This window comes from Pseudomonas sp. IT-347P (genome assembly GCF_949768005.1).
Classification (GTDB): domain Bacteria; phylum Pseudomonadota; class Gammaproteobacteria; order Pseudomonadales; family Pseudomonadaceae; genus Aquipseudomonas.
Genome location: NZ_CATKPQ010000011.1, coordinates 517,851 through 533,173, shown reverse-complemented (window position 1 = coordinate 533,173; position 15,323 = coordinate 517,851). Strand labels below are relative to the sequence as shown.

Genomic DNA, 15,323 nt, shown 5'->3' with positions numbered 1-15,323 from the left:
AGCTATCAAAAATTCGCCGGCGTATTCGCACTAATAATCTCCGCCTCATCCGCCCCAATATTCCGAAACTTATGCGGCAACGTCGTCGGAAAATAATACCCATCCCCAGCATTCAACACGCTCACCGACCCATCCACAGTCAACTCCACCGTGCCACGGGTGACAAGCCCACACTCCTCGCCCTCGGCATGCACAATCGGTTCTTCCCCGGAACTCGCGCCCGGTGCGTATTGCTCGCGCAGCAGACGCATCTGACGACTTGGCACGGAGGCGCCGATCAGCAGCAGGCGCAGGCCGTGGCGGCCGAGGTCGGGTTGTTCGTTGGCGCGGAAGACGTATTGGTGTTCGCGCGGGGGTTGGTCGAAGGTGAAGAAGTCGGCCAGGGACATCGGTATGCCTTCGAGCAGCTTTTTCAGTGAGCTGACGGAGGGGCTGACGCGATTCTGTTCGATCAGGGAGATGGTGGCATTGGTCACGCCGCTACGCCGGGCCAGCTCGCGCTGGGAGAGTTTGTAGCTTTCGCGTACTAGTTTGAGTCGAGAACCCGTATCCATGACTGCCTTATGTGAGTAGTACTTAGGCTCTGCGCGAAAACTGCCTGCGCGACGATCATGCTGCGTTAAAAACAGGCTCGGAATGCTCATGTAGGGACCTACACTCCGCTTCCTCGCCTGTTTTTGCCTTGCCTGATCGCCGCTCGGCGGTTCTCGCGCAGACCCACGGGTAATGGGGGGTGGGTGGCGGGTGCCGCGCGAGAGGCGCGGATCACGTTGCTCCCGTGTCCCGGAACCGTGAAAGGCGGCTATTAAATCACGTTTGCCGGTGTTGCTCAGCAGGTTCGATGGACGGTGGGGCAAAAGTCCTTGTTGCCTTGGCAATACGGACCTGTAGGAGTGAGCCTGCTCGCGATTCGGTGGCACATCCAACATCATTTTGCCTGGATGGCCGCCTTCGCGAGCAAGCTCGCTCCCACAGGGTTTTTGGTGTTTCTGTGAGAGGGATGGTGGCTGGGCTGGCCTCATCGCGAGCAGGCTCACTCCTACAGTTGGAGCTTCGGTGTGTCATGTAAAAAACCGGCGGGGTCTTGGGCCGCCGCCGGGGAGGTAACTTAAAGGCCGAAGCGGTCGCGCAGTGAGTAGTAGACGGCGCCGATGGCGGTCAGTGGCGCCGAGAACGTGCGGCCACCGAGCATGGGCATGTGCGGCAAGGAGGCGAAGGCGTCGAAGCGTTCGGCGTCGCCGCGGATCATTTCCGAGATCAGCTTGCCGGCCAGGTGCGAGCACGTGACACCGTGGCCACTGTAGCCTTGCATGTAGTAGGCGTTCTTTTCGATGCGGCCGAATTGCGGCATGCGCGACATGGTCAGCAGGAAGTTGCCGGTCCAGCGGTAGTCGATCTTGACGTCTTTGAGCTGCGGGAAGGTCTTGAGGATCTTCGGGCGGATCAGTTGTTCGATGTCGTCCGGTTCCCGCGCGCCGTAGACCACGCCGCCGCCGTACAGCAGACGGTTGTCGGCCGTCAGGCGGTAGTAATCCAGCAGGTAGTTGCAGTCTTCGACGCAGTAATTGTTGGTGATCAGGCTACGCGCCTGCTTTTCGGTCAACGGTTCGGTGACGACGATCTGCGAACCGCACGGCATGCTTTTCGCGGTGACGCGGTTGTCGAGGCCTTGTGGCAGGTAGGCGTTGCCGGCGATCAACAGGTACTTGGCGCGAACCTGGCCCTTGGCGGTGCGCACGACGTTCGGCTCGCCGTATTTGATTTCCACGGCTGCGGATTGCTCGTAGATTTTGCCGCCCAAACGCGTGATCGCAGCCGCTTCACCGAGCGCCAGGTTCAGCGGGTGAACGTGGCCGCCCTGCATGTCGAGCAGACCACCGACGTAAGCCTCGGAGCCGACTTCGCGACGGATGTCAGCCGCGTCGAGCATCTTCAGATTGCGGTTACCGTAACGCTCCCAACTGCGCTTTTGCTCAGCCAGACCGTTGAGTTGTTTCTTGTTCATTGCTGCGAAGATGCCGCCCGGGCGGTAGTCGCATTGGATGTCGTATTCCTTGATGCGCGAACGGATGATGTCGGCGCCTTCGAAGATCATGCTGCCGAGGATTTCTGCGGTCTTGTCGCCATAGCGCTCTTCGATCACGTCGACGTCGCGGCTGTACGAGTTGACCAGTTGACCGCCGTTGCGACCGCTGGCGCCGTAGCCGACTTTCGCCGCTTCCAGCACGGTCACTTTGTAGCCGGCTTCGGTCAGGAACAGCGCCGAGGACAGGCCGGTGTAGCCGGCGCCGATGATGCACACATCGCATTCGACCGACTCTTCGAGGGTCGGAAAGTCGATGACTTCGTTGCGGGTGGCGGCGTAGTAGCTGTTTACGTGTTGCTGTTTCATACGTTTCTCCGAGGGCCGCCAATAGAAGGCGACCACCGCTGTAATAGAGTCAGAGCTTGATCCAGGTCGCTTTCAGCTCGGTGTACTTGTCGAACGCGTGCAGCGATTTGTCGCGGCCGTTGCCCGACTGTTTGAAGCCACCAAACGGCGCGGTCATGTCGCCGCCGTCGTACTGGTTGACCCAAACGCTGCCGGCACGCAGGCCGCGAGCGAAGGTGTGCGCCTTGCTGAGATTGCTGGTCCACACGCCGGCGGCGAGGCCGAAGATGCTGTCGTTGGCGATCTGCAGCGCTTCTTCAGCGGTGTCGAAGGTGATCAGCGACAGCACCGGGCCGAAGATTTCTTCCTGGGCGATGGTCATCGCGTTGGTCACGCCGTCGAACAACGCCGGTTGCACATAGAGGCCGCCGGTTTCTTCGAGTGTGCGTTGGCCGCCGACAATCAGCTCGGCGCCCTGCTCGCGACCGATGCTGATGTAGCGCAGCACGTTGTCGAGTTGACGCTGATCGACCACAGCACCGACGGTGGTTGCCGGATCCAGTGCGTGACCCGGTTTCCATGCTTGCAGCGCTTCCACCAGCAGCGGAATGAATTGCTCGCGGATCGAACGCTCGACCAGTAGACGCGAACCCGCAGTGCACACTTCGCCCTGGTTGAACGCAATGGCGCCGGCCGCCGCTTGTGCTGCCGCACGCAAGTCCGGTGCGTCGGCGAACACCACGTTCGGGCTCTTGCCCCCTGCTTCGAGCCAGACGCGTTTCATGTTGCTAAGGCCTGCATAAATCATCAGTTGCTTGGCAATCGCCGTGGACCCGGTGAAGGCCAGCACGTCGACGTCCATGTGCAACGCCAGCGCCTTGCCGACGGTGTGGCCGAAGCCTGGCAGGACGTTGAACACGCCTTTCGGAATGCCGGCATCCAGCGCGAGCTGGGCGATGCGGATCGCGGTCAACGGCGATTTTTCCGAAGGTTTGAGAATGAACGAGTTACCTGCCGCCAGCGCCGGGGCGAATTTCCAGCTGGCCATGATCAGCGGGAAGTTCCACGGCACGATGGCCGCGACGACACCGGATGGCTCGCGGGTCACGAGGCCAAGTTGATCGTGTGGAGTGGCGGCCACTTCGTCGTAGATCTTGTCGATGGCTTCGGCGCTCCAGCGGATCGCGTTGGCGGTCGCCGGGATGTCGATGCTCATCGAATCACTGATCGGTTTACCCATGTCGAGGGTTTCCAGCAGCGCCAATTCTTCCTGGTGTTGCAGGATCAGATCGGCGAAACGGATCAGGATGCGCTTGCGTTCGGCCGGGGCTTTTTTCGCCCACACGCCGGATTCAAAAGACTGGCGCGCGACCGCAACGGCGAGGTTGGCGTCGGCTTCATCGGTGCTGGCCACGGAGGCGAGGAAACGGCCATCGACGGGGCTCAGGCATTCAAACGTGGCGCCACTGATGGCCGGGCGGTATTCACCGTTGATGAATGCGCGGGCTTCGATGGTCAGGGACTGGAAGCGTTGTTCCCAGTCGTTGCGGGTCGTTGTCATTGTTGTGGCTCGACAAGGGGGATTGGGGGTGGCGGGGTGTTGGGTCTGGCTTGAGATGGCTGCCCTCACCCTAGCCCTCTCCCAGGGGTAGAGGGGACTGATTGGGGGATGCTCAGAATCTCCGCCGACCTGAAAAATCGATACCGAATCCATAATCGACTGGATCGTTCAGGTCGCCGGATATATCGATACAACCCGGTCAGTCCCCTCTCCCTTTGGGAGAGGGTTAGGGTGAGGGGCTTTTGGCTTTTGGGGCCCTCAAACACTCACACCGTATGCAGATACCAGTTGTACTCAAGGTCAGAAATCGAGTTCTCGAACTCGGCCAGCTCGCTCTCCTTACAAGCGACAAACACGTCGATGTACATCGGATCGATATAGCGGGCCATGACTTCGCTGTCGTCCAGCTCGCGCAGTGCGTCACGCAAATTGTTCGGCAGGCTCTGTTCGTTCTGCTCGTAGCTGTTGCCTTCCACCGGGGCGCCCGGTTCGATCTGGTTGGTCAGACCGTGGTGAATACCGGCCAGAACGGAAGCCATCAGCAAGTACGGGTTGGCGTCGGCGCCGGCGACGCGATGCTCGATACGCACAGCGTCCGGCGAACCGGTCGGTACGCGCACGGCCACGGTGCGGTTGTCGATGCCCCAGCTCGGCGAGTTCGGTACATAAAACTGTGCGCCGAAGCGACGGTACGAGTTGACGTTCGGGCAGAGGAACGCCATTTGCGCAGGCAGGGTCTCGAGCACACCGCCGATCGCGTGACGCAGTGCGGCGTTCTGCTCGGGATCCTCGCTGGCGAAGATGTTGTTGCCTTCTTTGTCCAGGATCGAAATGTGTACGTGCAAACCGTTGCCCGCCTGGCCCGGATACGGCTTGGCCATGAAGGTGGTGTCCATCTCGTGGTCGTAAGCGATGTTCTTCACCAGACGCTTGAGCAGGACGGCGTAGTCGCACGCCTTGATCGGGTCGGACACGTGATGCAGGTTGACTTCGAACTGCGCCGGGGCGCTTTCCTTGACGATGGCATCAGCCGGGATGCCCTGCTCTTTCGCGCCTTCGAGGATGTCTTGCAGGCAATCGACGTATTCGTCGAGGTCATCGATCAGATACACCTGAGTCGACACCGGACGCTTGCCGGATACCGGCGAACGTGGCGACTGCGGACGACCATTAACGTTGTCCTGGTCGATCAGATAGAACTCGAGTTCGAACGCCGCACAAATCGTCAGGCCCATCTCGTCGAATTTGCGTACGACGTTGGCCAGCACTTCACGCGGGTCAGCGAAGAACGGCTGGCCTTCCAGCTCGTGCATGGTCATCAAGAGTTGTGCGGTTGGGCGCTTCTGCCACGGCTCGATGCTCAGGGTGCCGGGGATCGGGTAGCAGATGCGGTCAGCGTCGCCGATGTCCAGGCCCAGACCGGTGCTTTCCACCGTGGAGCCATTGATGTCGAGCGCGAAAAGCGAGGCCGGCAGGTTGATGCCTTTCTCGTAAACCTTATGAAGACTGGTGCGTTCGATGCGCTTGCCGCGCACCACACCGTTCATATCCGCAATCAGAAGGTCGACGTACAAAACCTCAGGATATTTCTTAAGGAATGCGTTTGCTTCGTTGAGTTGAACGGTACGCAGAGGGACCGACATGATGCACCTATTTAGCTGTTAATTATTATGTTCACTGCTGTTTCGCCGAGCCAGTCAACCCGAACGGCAAAGTGAAGTCAATAGCGAACAGATGGCCGCCAGAGGTTTATTTTTCGGGCTTTTTTTAACACTTGCGTGCCAATACAGGCGCCGATGCCCTGTGAATCATGAAGATTTGATGAACGGCGTTTAGAATTTTTTACATGACAGTTGTTAATTAAAATCAACGAGGCTAAGCTCCGGAAAAGCTCGTTCAAGTGTCAAACTTCGAGGTGAATAAAAATGGCATTCAAGCCATTGATCGGCGTTACTGCGTGCGTCAAACAGATTGGCCTGCACCCCTATCACATCAGCGGCGACAAGTACGTACGTGCTGTCAGCGTTGGCGCGCAGGGGCTGCCAGTGGTCATTCCTTCCCTTGGCAAGCTGACTGAAATCGAAGACCTGCTCGGTCAACTCGACGGTCTGCTGCTGACCGGCTCGCCCTCCAACGTGGAACCTTTCCACTATCAAGGCCCGGCCAGCGCTCCCGGCACGGATCACGATCCGGCACGGGACGCCACCACCCTTCCTTTATTGCGTGCAGCCATCGCGGCGGGCGTTCCGGTGCTCGGCATTTGCCGGGGCTTTCAGGAAATGAACGTGGCGTTCGGCGGCAGCCTGCATCAGAAGGTGCATGAGCTGCCGGGCATGCTCGATCACCGCGAAGCCGACAGCCCGGATGTCGCCGTGCAATACGCACCGGCCCATGCCGTGACGGTATTGAGCGGCGGCGTGTTCGAAGCGCTGGAGTTGCCGGCTGAGTTTCAAGTCAACTCGATTCACAGCCAGGGCATCGACCGCCTCGCCCCCGGCCTGCGTGCCGAAGCGGTGGCGCCGGATGGCTTGATCGAGGCTATCTCGGTCGAGCACAGCCCGACCTTCGCCCTCGGCGTGCAATGGCACCCGGAATGGCAAGTGCTCGACAACCCGAACTACCTGACGATTTTCCAGGCATTCGGCGCGGCTTGCCGGCAACGGGCGGCGCGGCGCAACAAACGCTGACCCCAGCAAAGAATAAGTAACGATTGACTGCCCCCTCGGAGGTCGGGTGTGCCTGCGCACATCCGTCATCCGTGAACAACAACACCCGTAATAACAACAAGTACGACCCAGGCAGCCAGGACGGCGGCGCCGAACAAGCCGGATCGGTAAGTGCAATACCTGTCAGAGCAATGCAAAACCTTGTGGGAGCGGGCTTGCTCGCGAAGGTGGAGTGTCAGCCAGCAAAAATGTCGACTGACACGACGATTTCGCGAGCAAGCCCGCTCCCACAGGGGGATGTGATCCGACGGGTAATGCACTTACAGGCTTGCAATCCACTTAAGCCCGGCCACATTGGCCCGGCGACTGAAACCTGTTGGGAGTTTCACATGGCAAACGCCTCCAGCACTTACAGGAAGGCACTTGAAGGTCATCAGCAACCGAAAAAGGTGCTGGTGAAAGTCGATCGTGTCACCAAGAAGTTCGACGAAACCGTGGCCGTGGACGATGTGTCCCTGGAGATCCATCAGGGCGAAATCTTCGCCCTGCTCGGTGGCTCCGGTTCGGGCAAATCGACCCTGCTGCGCATGCTCGCCGGTTTCGAGCGACCGACCGAAGGGCGGATTCTGCTCGACGGCGTGGACATCACCGACATGCCGCCGTACGAGCGGCCGATCAACATGATGTTCCAGTCCTACGCGCTGTTCCCACACATGACCGTCGCGCAAAACATCGCCTTCGGCCTCAAGCAGGACCGTTTGCCGGCCAGCGAAATCGACGCCCGTGTCGATGAAATGCTGCGCCTTGTCCACATGACCCAATACGCCAAACGCCGCCCGCACCAGTTGTCCGGTGGCCAGCGTCAGCGCGTCGCCCTCGCCCGCTCGCTGGCCAAGCGTCCGAAGCTGTTGCTGCTCGATGAGCCGATGGGTGCGCTGGACAAAAAGCTGCGTTCGCAGATGCAACTGGAGCTGGTGCAGATCATCGAGCGCGTCGGCGTGACCTGCGTAATGGTGACCCACGACCAGGAAGAGGCCATGACCATGGCCGAGCGCATCGCGATCATGCACCTGGGCTGGATCGCCCAGATCGGCAGCCCGGTCGATATCTATGAAGCGCCGGTCAGCCGCATGGTCTGTGAGTTCATCGGCAATGTGAACGCCTTCGACGGCACCGTGGTGGAAGACCTTGAAGGTCACGCGATCATCCACAGCCCGGACTTGCAGCAGAAGATCTACGTCGGTCACGGCGTCAGCACTTCGGTGCAGGACAAGTCGGTCACCTACGCCATCCGCCCGGAAAAAATGCTGGTCAGCACCACCCAACCGGAGTTCCGCTACAACTGGTCCGAAGGCAAGGTGCACGACATCGCCTACCTCGGCGGCCACTCGGTGTTCTACGTCGAGCTGCCCGGCGGCAAGATCGTCCAGTCGTTCATGGCCAACGCCGAACGCCGTGGTGCGCGGCCGACCTGGGACGACAAGGTCTACGTGTGGTGGGAAGACGACAGCGGCGTGGTACTGCGCTCATGAGAACCTTCAATCAGCAATGCGTGCGCCTGGTGCCCAGCGGGCGAAAACTGGTCATTGGCATCCCGTTCATCTGGCTGTTCCTGTTCTTCATGCTGCCATTCTTCCTGGTGATGAAGATCAGTTTCTCGGAAGCCGCGCTGTCGATCCCGCCGTACTCGGAGATCTACACCTATGCCGAACAGAAATTCCAGCTGCTGCTGAACATCGGCAACTACACCCTGCTCGGCGAAGACGAGCTGTACTTGTCGGCGTATCTCGGTTCGCTGAAGGTCGCGGCGCTGAGCACGCTGATGTGCCTGCTGATCGGTTTCCCGATGGCCTACGCGATCACCAAGACCGGCAAGGAAACACAAAACGTCCTGCTGCTGTTGATCATGATGCCGACCTGGACCGCGATCCTCATCCGCGTGTATGCGTGGATGGGCATCCTCAGCAACAACGGCCTGCTCAACGCCTTTCTGATGTGGACGGGGCTGACCGATCACCCGATCGAGATCCTCAATACCAACACCGCCGTCTATATAGGGGTCGTGTACGCGTATCTGCCGTTCATGGTGTTGCCGTTGTACGCCAACCTGGTGAAGCACGACGGCAGTCTGCTGGAAGCCGCGCAAGATCTGGGTTCGAGCAACTTCAACAACTTCTGGAAAATCACCGTGCCGCTGGCCAAGAACGGGATTATCGCTGGCTGCATGCTGGTGTTCATTCCGGTGGTCGGTGAGTTCGTGATTCCGGAACTGCTCGGTGGCCCGGAGACGCTGATGATCGGTCGCGTGCTGTGGCAAGAGTTCTTCAATAACCGCGACTGGCCGGTGGCGTCTGCCCTGGCAGTGGTGATGCTGTTGATCCTGATTGTGCCGATTCTGCTGTTCAACCGCAGCCAGGCCAAAGAGATGGAGGCACGGGGATGAAACGCTTCAATTTTTCCAGGTTCATGCTGATCTTCGGTCTGATGTTCATTTATCTGCCGATGCTGATTCTGGTGATCTACTCGTTCAACGCCTCGAAACTGGTGACGGTGTGGGGCGGCTGGTCGGTGAAGTGGTACGTCGGCTTGCTCGACAACACCCAACTGATGGGCTCGGTGGTGCGCTCGCTGGAAATTGCCTGCTACACCGCGATCGCCGCCGTGGCGCTGGGCACCCTCGCTGCTTTCGTGCTGACCCGCGTCACACGCTTCAAGGGTCGCACCCTGTTTGGCGGCCTGGTGACAGCGCCGTTGGTGATGCCGGAAGTGATCACGGGTCTGTCGCTGTTGCTGCTGTTTGTGGCGATGGCGCAGTTGATCGGCTGGCCGCAGGAGCGTGGCATCGTCACGATCTGGATCGCCCACACCACGTTTTGTGCCGCTTATGTCGCGGTGGTAGTCTCCGCGCGCTTGCGCGAGCTGGACCTGTCGATCGAAGAAGCGGCGATGGATCTCGGCGCGAAGCCGTTCAAGGTGTTTTTCCTGATCACCATTCCAATGATTGCGCCGTCGCTGGCGGCGGGCGGGATGATGTCGTTTGCCTTGTCGCTGGATGACCTGGTGTTGGCGAGCTTCGTTTCGGGGCCGGGTTCGACGACCTTGCCGATGGAAGTGTTCTCGGCAGTGCGTCTGGGTGTGAAGCCCGAGATCAACGCGGTGGCGAGCCTGATTCTGCTGGCGGTGTCGCTGGTGACCTTCCTGGTCTGGTACTTCGGGCGCAAGGCAGAAGCCAACCGCAAGCGGGCGATTCAGGAGGCGATGGATCAGACGGCGAACGAGTCGTGGCAACCTCGGCAATCCGCAGCAACTGCTTAACCTGTATCCCTCACCCTGACCCCCTCCCTCGGGAGAGGGCCAGGTCGAGGGGGCTTTGCGCAATGTGAATAAGAAGAATGGAGTTGTACCGATGAAAATGTTTGGCAGGACTCTGCTGACACTGTCCTTAATGGGCGCAATGGTCATGGGCGCCCAGGCCAACGACAAGGTGCTGCGTGTTTACAACTGGTCCGATTACATCGCGCCGGACACCGTCAAGAAGTTCGAAGACGAGACCGGCATCCGCGTGACCTACGACGTCTTCGACAGCAACGAGACCCTTGAGGCGCGTTTGCTGGCGGGCAAATCCGGCTACGATCTGGTCGTGCCGTCAAACAGTTTTCTGGCCAAGCAGATCAAGGCTGGTGTCTATCAGACGCTGGACAAATCGAAGCTGCCGAACTGGAAGAACCTCAACCCGGTGCTATTGAAAAACGCCGCCGCGAGTGATCCGGACAACGCCCACGCGTTCCCGTACATGTGGGGCTCGATCGGCATCGGTTTCAACCCGGCGAAGGTCAAGGAAGTGCTCGGCGCCAACGCCCCGACCCACTCCTGGGACTTGCTGTTCAAACAGGAAAACGCTGAAAAACTCAAAGCCTGCGGCATCAGTTTCCTCGACTCGCCGACGGAAATGATCCCGGCTGCCCTGCACTACCTGGGCTATCCGGTGAACGACAAGGACACCGCGCACATCAAGGAAGCCGAGGCGCTGTTCATGAAGATCCGCCCGAACGTGGCGTATTTCCATTCCTCGAAGTACATCTCTGATCTGGCCAACGGCAATATCTGCGTGGCGGTCGGTTACTCCGGCGACGTGCTGCAGGCCAAGGCCCGTGCGGTGGAATCGGGCAACAACGTGGTGATCGACTACAGCATTCCCAAGGAAGGCGCCGGCAGCTTCTACGACATGGTCGCCATCCCGCGCGATGCGGCAAACGTCGAGAACGCATACCTGTTCATGGACTTTCTGATGCGCCCGGACATCATTGCCGAGATCACCAACAGCAACGGCTACAGCAATGCCAACGCGGCAGCGACGCCACTGGTGGATGAGGCAATCCGCAACGACCCGGGGTCGTACCCGTCGCAAGCGGTGATGGCGACGCTGTATGCGGTGCCGGATCAGCCGATCGCCACCCAGCGCATCATGACCCGCGGCTGGACCCGGGTGAAACTCGGTAAGTAAGCCAGCGAAAATCCAAATGTGGGAGCGAGCTTGCTCGCGAAAGCGGTGGTTCAGTTAACAGTGACGCTGAATGTGCCGACGTATTCGCGAGCAAGCTCGCTCCCACAGGGTCAGTGGCCGACTCGAAAAACTTATGATTTCCCGTTCACGCAGCGCCTTACCACCGCTGCACCCTGCAATGAACGGCCTCACCTGGCTTCCTCGGTTCAGGTGAATTTCAGGCGCCCTCGGGCGCCTTTTTTTGTGCGCTCAAATCAGCGGCCACTCCTGCAGGATCCGATAACGGCCCTTGTGCGATTCGAACAAGGCGAAGCGTTCAGCGCGCAAAAAGAACTCTGGCGGCGTAACAGATTCCGGCTCCGGCGCACGGTAGTCTCGGGCCAACGTCAGATGCGGACGAAATTCGCGCGGTGTCTCTTCAAAACCAAATGGCAACATCGCCTGCTCCAGCGCATAGACCAGACGCAACAGGGCCGGCGGTGCCTGCTCGGGCGCCAGCGACAACACCCCGGCGCGATGCCAGACCTGCAAACGATCCAGCGAAATCTTCAGCCCCTCTCCCGGCATATGCACTTGCCCGGCCGCCTCGCAGACTTCATGGATCTGCGCCAAGGGCACGGCGCCGAGAAACAGCAGGGTCAGATGAAAATTGTCCGCCGGCACCGGTTTGCCGGTTCGCAAGCCCAACTCCCCGCGCCATTGTGCAATGGCCTTGCGCTGCGCGGATGGGCAATCGAGCGCGAAAAACAGCCGCTTGAACGGTTCATCCCTGTGCGCACGATCGGTCATGGCCCTGCTCCCTTGTTCATCATGATCGACTGATTCTACACAGCCTGACCGGACGAATCGTGACAGCTGGCTATAGTTCAAGGATTGCCATCAACCGGAGGCCGCCATGCGCGAAATCCTCAGCAAAGAACCGTGGTGGGCCCGCCCGCCGCATCCCGGACAGGACGAAAAGGAACTGGAATGGGGCTGGCTGGTGCATTACAGCGAGGGTGAACCGCGCTTCGAATTCGTCCGCGAACGCCCGACTGACGAGCAGATCCGCAACCGTAAAGGTTGCCGCATCACCCCCTCAGCCGAGTGAACACAGTCCCTGTAGGAGTGAGCCTGCTCGCGATGGCAGTGGGTCTGCCAATGAGGTGTTGAACTTGCAGACGCATCGCGAGCAGGCTCACTCCTGCATGAGATTTGCGATGGCCTCAGGGTTCAAGGATGTTTTTGAAACCGCCAAAGATCATGCGTTGGCCATCAAATCCCATCGGGTTGACGTCCGGCTGCATACGCGGGTCCTCCATCATTTTGGCCATGCCGGTATCGCGGGTGGCTTTGTCTGGCCAGATCAACCAGCCGGACGACACCGTCTCGCCCTCCTTCAGCTTGACCGCCATCGGGAATGAAGTGACTTTGCCCTCAGGCACGTCATCGCCCCAGCACTGCACCACGTCCTGTGCGCCGTATTCCTTGAACAGTTTCGCGGCAATTTCACAGTGTTTCTTGTACTGCTCACGATTGGCATTCGGCACCGGTGCTACAAAAATATCGATGTAAGCCATGATCACTCTCCTTGCACGTTGGGTTCGATCTGCTGGTTAGTCGACTGCGGCGGCCGCCATTCGACAGGATTAACCCGCACACCGACCGACGGTTCATCACCTCCACCCAGATGGCGCTCGACCTGCCCGGCGATATGCAGCGTGCCAGCCATGACTCCGGTGGTCGGGTTCTGCACCAGTTTCAGCCAGGCCTTGTCGAAAGTGCCGCCGAGGCTGCTGCGGATCAGCGCTTCGCTGTCGGGCCGGTCATTGGCCTGAATGATGGCGCGAATTCCCGCGACACCGACCGAAATCAGTCCGCCGGCCAGTTTCCCCGCCGCAGCAGCAACCGCACTGGCAGCCCCGCGCGGGGCCATTTCCGCTTCCATCCGCTGGCTGGCGCGCTTGGCCACCGGCGCCATACCGGCATCGGTCGCAGCGATGCCCTTGGCGCCCCCTTCGGTGTGGATCTTGTCGATCAGTGCGGCATAGGCCGGTAACGTGTTCAACGGTTCGGTACTGATGACTTGATAGAGCGAAGCGTCCCGCGCCGGTGGCGGGCCGAGCGCGATGGCCGGGACTCGCTGCAAATGCCCGTTCAGTTGACCAATCGGCACCCCATGGCGCTGGGCGATGAGCGGCATCTGCCGGGCCATGAGTTGCGCATAGAACGCTGTCGCCTGCCCGAGGATCGCATCCGGATCGATCTCCACCGCCACGGGCGCCAGTACCCTCTCCTGATATTGCTCAAGCAGATACGCCGCCAGCCGCTTGGCCGATGCATCCTGTTCGCCACCGGCATTGATCGTGTACCAACTGACTTTCATCGACAGCCATTCCTGGGTCCAGTAACTACTGAACCACGGGATGAAATTCTCTTCGGTTTGCTGATAGACGCGAGTGCGCCAGTGTTCCATCGAGCCGCGTGCGAACAGCTTGACCTGTTCGGTGGCTTGCTGCGAAGCGCTCAACAGATCCCGGTCCACTTGCTGCCAGGTCGCGACGGATACGGCAACGGCGATCGGCGCCTGCGGCGCACGAGGCGGCGTGGCGCATCCCGCCAAAACCAGAATCGCGACGACGATCAACGAGCGCAGACTCAAGATACCAATGCCCCATCACACTGCCGAACACGGTGCCGGGTGTTCTCCGATATTCAACGTGCAGTATAGGTGCCTACAGCGGATGACTCGTGCCGGGTACTGGGCGGCTGGAATTCTTGAGCCAGCAAACAACTGCGGGGGTTCCAACCCGGACATTTAACCGCCATGCTCGTTTAAGCTAATCGCCGATGGCATCATAGGCGCCTTGGCCAAGTCGCTATGGAAGGGAGATAAAATGCTACAGGTACTCGGCAAGGCGTCATCGATCAATGTGCGCAAGGTGCTCTGGACCTGCGCAGAGCTGCAAATTGACTTTGAACGAGAAGACTGGGGATCAGGTTTCAGGGATACGAACACCTGCGAATTCACCGCGTTGAACCCTAACGCCATGGTTCCGGTGATTAATGATGAAGGTTTCGTGTTGTGGGAATCGAATACGATCATTCGCTACCTGGCAAACCGCGACAACGCATTGCACCTTTACCCCTCGGCTGCCCAACCGCGGGCGCGAATTGACCAATGGATCGACTGGCAGGCAACCGACCTCAACAAGTCCTGGGGTTATGCCTTCATGTCGCTGGTGCGCAAAAGTGCGGTTCACCAGGACGCCGATGCCTTACAGCAAGGTTGTCATCAATGGGCAGCGCACATGGCAATCCTCGAGCGACAACTGCAGAAGACCGGTGCCTACGTCAGTGGCGACGAATTTTCTCTCGCGGACATACCGATCGGGCTGTCGGTGAACCGTTGGTTCGAAACCCCTCTGGCGCACCCGGACTTGCCGGCAGTCAGCGCGTATTACGATCGCTTGAACGGCCGTCCCGGCTTCCGTCTGTACGGCAGAAACGGCACCCCCTGAGCCCACGATTGCCATGCTTGCAGAGCGCCCGACGCGAGTGCCGGCGTCGGCAGCTTCTGTACCGAATGAACATGCCGATCATCAATGGTATCGATACTGACCATTGCGAGGATCACCTTCCGCAGCTGCCCACCGTCAGGCACGATAAGCCCATCTCGAAGACAACCTCGAATGGGGGGAAATGCCATGACTCACTACGTAACCCTGAATGTGCGTTTTCCGCTGTTCGGCAGCAATTACTACGAGCAACACGTGGTGTCGCGTAAAACGCAGCCACTGGTGTTCAACGAAGATTTCGATGATCTGCTGATGCCCGCCGCGACTCATCACTTCAGCAACGAAGTGATCGGCATCAACGATCAGTTCCGTTTTCTGAGCGACATTCTCGCCACCCATTTGCTGGACATCGAGGCCTCTGTGCCTGCGCGATCCAGCGTCCGGGCGAGCGCTCACTTTTAATTCAAAGGCTGACCAACGAGGGCGTCCCCTGTGGGACGCCCTCTTTGCGTTCAATCAGTCATCATCCCGGTCGCGATAGTAGCGACGCCCGTCGCGGCGGTCATCGCGGTCATCCCAGCGCCGGTCGTGGTCGTAATAACGGCCATGATCACGGTCGTAGTGCCGGCCGTGGCGGTGGTCATCATCAAAGTCCGCGACACAACCACCGAGCAATACGGCGGCGGTCACGGTCAGCAGCATCGTTGTTGCGCGCTTCATTCAA

Annotated in this window: 16 protein-coding genes; 8 read left to right on the top strand and 8 right to left on the bottom strand. The window is 59.6% G+C overall.

Going from position 1 to position 15,323, the window contains the following annotated elements; genetic code table 11:
* Positions 1-5: 5 nt before the first annotated feature.
* From ACM6IV_RS06420 to ACM6IV_RS06405, 4 genes are all read right to left on the bottom strand, one after another.
* The gene (locus ACM6IV_RS06420) at positions 6-554 is read right to left on the bottom strand and encodes a cupin domain-containing protein (protein ID WP_007950154.1); all 549 of its coding nucleotides are present in this window, start codon (positions 552-554) and stop codon (positions 6-8) included.
* Positions 555-1,108: 554 nt separating this feature from the next.
* Positions 1,109-2,392: an NAD(P)/FAD-dependent oxidoreductase gene (locus tag ACM6IV_RS06415; RefSeq protein WP_414869206.1), complete on the bottom strand. Its 1,284-nt coding sequence runs from the start codon at positions 2,390-2,392 to the stop codon at positions 1,109-1,111.
* Positions 2,393-2,441: 49 nt separating this feature from the next.
* A complete protein-coding gene (locus tag ACM6IV_RS06410) occupies positions 2,442-3,932 on the bottom strand; it encodes an aldehyde dehydrogenase (RefSeq protein ID WP_414869205.1) in 1,491 nt (496 codons plus the stop codon).
* Positions 3,933-4,198: 266 nt separating this feature from the next.
* Positions 4,199-5,575 carry a glutamine synthetase family protein gene (locus tag ACM6IV_RS06405; RefSeq protein WP_414869204.1) on the bottom strand — a complete coding sequence of 459 codons (1,377 nt, stop codon included), beginning with the start codon at positions 5,573-5,575 and terminating at the stop codon, positions 4,199-4,201.
* A gap of 282 nt (positions 5,576-5,857) precedes the next feature.
* Here ACM6IV_RS06405 and ACM6IV_RS06400 point away from each other — a divergent pair, with 282 nt between their 5' ends.
* The 5 genes from ACM6IV_RS06400 (at position 5,858) to ACM6IV_RS06380 (ending at position 11,102) form a co-directional block, all read left to right on the top strand.
* A complete protein-coding gene (locus ACM6IV_RS06400; protein ID WP_414869203.1) occupies positions 5,858-6,619 on the top strand; it encodes a gamma-glutamyl-gamma-aminobutyrate hydrolase family protein in 762 nt (253 codons plus the stop codon).
* Positions 6,620-6,987: 368 nt separating this feature from the next.
* Positions 6,988-8,130, top strand: coding sequence for an ABC transporter ATP-binding protein (locus tag ACM6IV_RS06395; protein ID WP_007919249.1), 1,143 nt, complete (start codon positions 6,988-6,990; stop codon positions 8,128-8,130).
* A 29-nt stretch (positions 8,131-8,159) separates the two neighbouring features.
* Positions 8,160-9,041 carry an ABC transporter permease subunit gene (locus tag ACM6IV_RS06390; protein ID WP_414869607.1) on the top strand — a complete coding sequence of 294 codons (882 nt, stop codon included), beginning with the start codon at positions 8,160-8,162 and terminating at the stop codon, positions 9,039-9,041.
* Positions 9,038-9,913: an ABC transporter permease subunit gene (locus tag ACM6IV_RS06385; protein WP_414869202.1), complete on the top strand. Its 876-nt coding sequence runs from the start codon at positions 9,038-9,040 to the stop codon at positions 9,911-9,913. Before ACM6IV_RS06390 ends, ACM6IV_RS06385 begins: the two co-directional genes overlap by 4 nt.
* A 91-nt stretch (positions 9,914-10,004) precedes the next feature.
* Positions 10,005-11,102, top strand: coding sequence for a polyamine ABC transporter substrate-binding protein (locus tag ACM6IV_RS06380; protein WP_414869201.1), 1,098 nt, complete (start codon positions 10,005-10,007; stop codon positions 11,100-11,102).
* A 249-nt stretch (positions 11,103-11,351) separates the two neighbouring features.
* On the opposite strand, the gene thpR is transcribed toward ACM6IV_RS06380, so the two are convergent.
* Positions 11,352-11,891, bottom strand: a complete 540-nt coding sequence (gene thpR / locus ACM6IV_RS06375; protein WP_414869200.1) for an RNA 2',3'-cyclic phosphodiesterase — start codon at positions 11,889-11,891, stop codon at positions 11,352-11,354.
* A gap of 106 nt (positions 11,892-11,997) precedes the next feature.
* On the opposite strand from thpR, the gene ACM6IV_RS06370 reads away from it, so the two are divergent.
* Complete coding sequence (locus ACM6IV_RS06370; RefSeq protein ID WP_414869199.1) at positions 11,998-12,192, top strand: hypothetical protein; 195 nt, start codon at positions 11,998-12,000, stop codon at positions 12,190-12,192.
* Positions 12,193-12,307: 115 nt separating this feature from the next.
* On the opposite strand, the gene ACM6IV_RS06365 is transcribed toward ACM6IV_RS06370, so the two are convergent.
* The gene (locus ACM6IV_RS06365; RefSeq protein ID WP_414869198.1) at positions 12,308-12,661 is read right to left on the bottom strand and encodes a DUF1428 domain-containing protein; all 354 of its coding nucleotides are present in this window, start codon (positions 12,659-12,661) and stop codon (positions 12,308-12,310) included.
* A 2-nt stretch (positions 12,662-12,663) separates the two neighbouring features.
* Positions 12,664-13,743 carry a hypothetical protein gene (locus ACM6IV_RS06360; protein ID WP_414869197.1) on the bottom strand — a complete coding sequence of 360 codons (1,080 nt, stop codon included), beginning with the start codon at positions 13,741-13,743 and terminating at the stop codon, positions 12,664-12,666.
* Between the two features lie 235 nt (positions 13,744-13,978).
* On the opposite strand from ACM6IV_RS06360, the gene ACM6IV_RS06355 reads away from it, so the two are divergent.
* Both ACM6IV_RS06355 and ACM6IV_RS06350 read left to right on the top strand, forming a co-directional pair.
* Positions 13,979-14,602: a glutathione S-transferase family protein gene (locus ACM6IV_RS06355; protein ID WP_414869606.1), complete on the top strand. Its 624-nt coding sequence runs from the start codon at positions 13,979-13,981 to the stop codon at positions 14,600-14,602.
* A 186-nt stretch (positions 14,603-14,788) separates the two neighbouring features.
* Positions 14,789-15,061 (top strand): hypothetical protein, encoded by a 273-nt coding sequence (locus ACM6IV_RS06350; RefSeq protein WP_414869196.1) that lies wholly within the window; start codon positions 14,789-14,791, stop codon positions 15,059-15,061.
* Positions 15,062-15,115: 54 nt separating this feature from the next.
* Here the strand turns inward: ACM6IV_RS06350 and ACM6IV_RS06345 are convergent, their stop codons facing one another.
* The gene (locus tag ACM6IV_RS06345; protein WP_250604424.1) at positions 15,116-15,319 is read right to left on the bottom strand and encodes a hypothetical protein; all 204 of its coding nucleotides are present in this window, start codon (positions 15,317-15,319) and stop codon (positions 15,116-15,118) included.
* Positions 15,320-15,323: the final 4 nt, after the last annotated feature.

What these genes read in the sequence shown, in the direction of transcription:
- ACM6IV_RS06380 (WP_414869201.1), top strand. Translation starts at nt 10,005, where the DNA reads ATGAAAATGTTTGGCAGGACTCTGCTGACACTGTCCTTAATGGGCGCA.
- thpR (WP_414869200.1), bottom strand. Translation starts at nt 11,891, where the DNA reads ATGACCGATCGTGCGCACAGGGATGAACCGTTCAAGCGGCTGTTTTTC.
- ACM6IV_RS06400 (WP_414869203.1), top strand. Translation starts at nt 5,858, where the DNA reads ATGGCATTCAAGCCATTGATCGGCGTTACTGCGTGCGTCAAACAGATT.
- ACM6IV_RS06370 (WP_414869199.1), top strand. Translation starts at nt 11,998, where the DNA reads ATGCGCGAAATCCTCAGCAAAGAACCGTGGTGGGCCCGCCCGCCGCAT.
- ACM6IV_RS06350 (WP_414869196.1), top strand. Translation starts at nt 14,789, where the DNA reads ATGACTCACTACGTAACCCTGAATGTGCGTTTTCCGCTGTTCGGCAGC.
- ACM6IV_RS06415 (WP_414869206.1), bottom strand. Translation starts at nt 2,392, where the DNA reads ATGAAACAGCAACACGTAAACAGCTACTACGCCGCCACCCGCAACGAA.
- ACM6IV_RS06345 (WP_250604424.1), bottom strand. Translation starts at nt 15,319, where the DNA reads ATGAAGCGCGCAACAACGATGCTGCTGACCGTGACCGCCGCCGTATTG.
- ACM6IV_RS06405 (WP_414869204.1), bottom strand. Translation starts at nt 5,575, where the DNA reads ATGTCGGTCCCTCTGCGTACCGTTCAACTCAACGAAGCAAACGCATTC.
- ACM6IV_RS06385 (WP_414869202.1), top strand. Translation starts at nt 9,038, where the DNA reads ATGAAACGCTTCAATTTTTCCAGGTTCATGCTGATCTTCGGTCTGATG.
- ACM6IV_RS06410 (WP_414869205.1), bottom strand. Translation starts at nt 3,932, where the DNA reads ATGACAACGACCCGCAACGACTGGGAACAACGCTTCCAGTCCCTGACC.
- ACM6IV_RS06365 (WP_414869198.1), bottom strand. Translation starts at nt 12,661, where the DNA reads ATGGCTTACATCGATATTTTTGTAGCACCGGTGCCGAATGCCAATCGT.
- ACM6IV_RS06355 (WP_414869606.1), top strand. Translation starts at nt 13,979, where the DNA reads ATGCTACAGGTACTCGGCAAGGCGTCATCGATCAATGTGCGCAAGGTG.
- ACM6IV_RS06395 (WP_007919249.1), top strand. Translation starts at nt 6,988, where the DNA reads ATGGCAAACGCCTCCAGCACTTACAGGAAGGCACTTGAAGGTCATCAG.
- ACM6IV_RS06420 (WP_007950154.1), bottom strand. Translation starts at nt 554, where the DNA reads ATGGATACGGGTTCTCGACTCAAACTAGTACGCGAAAGCTACAAACTC.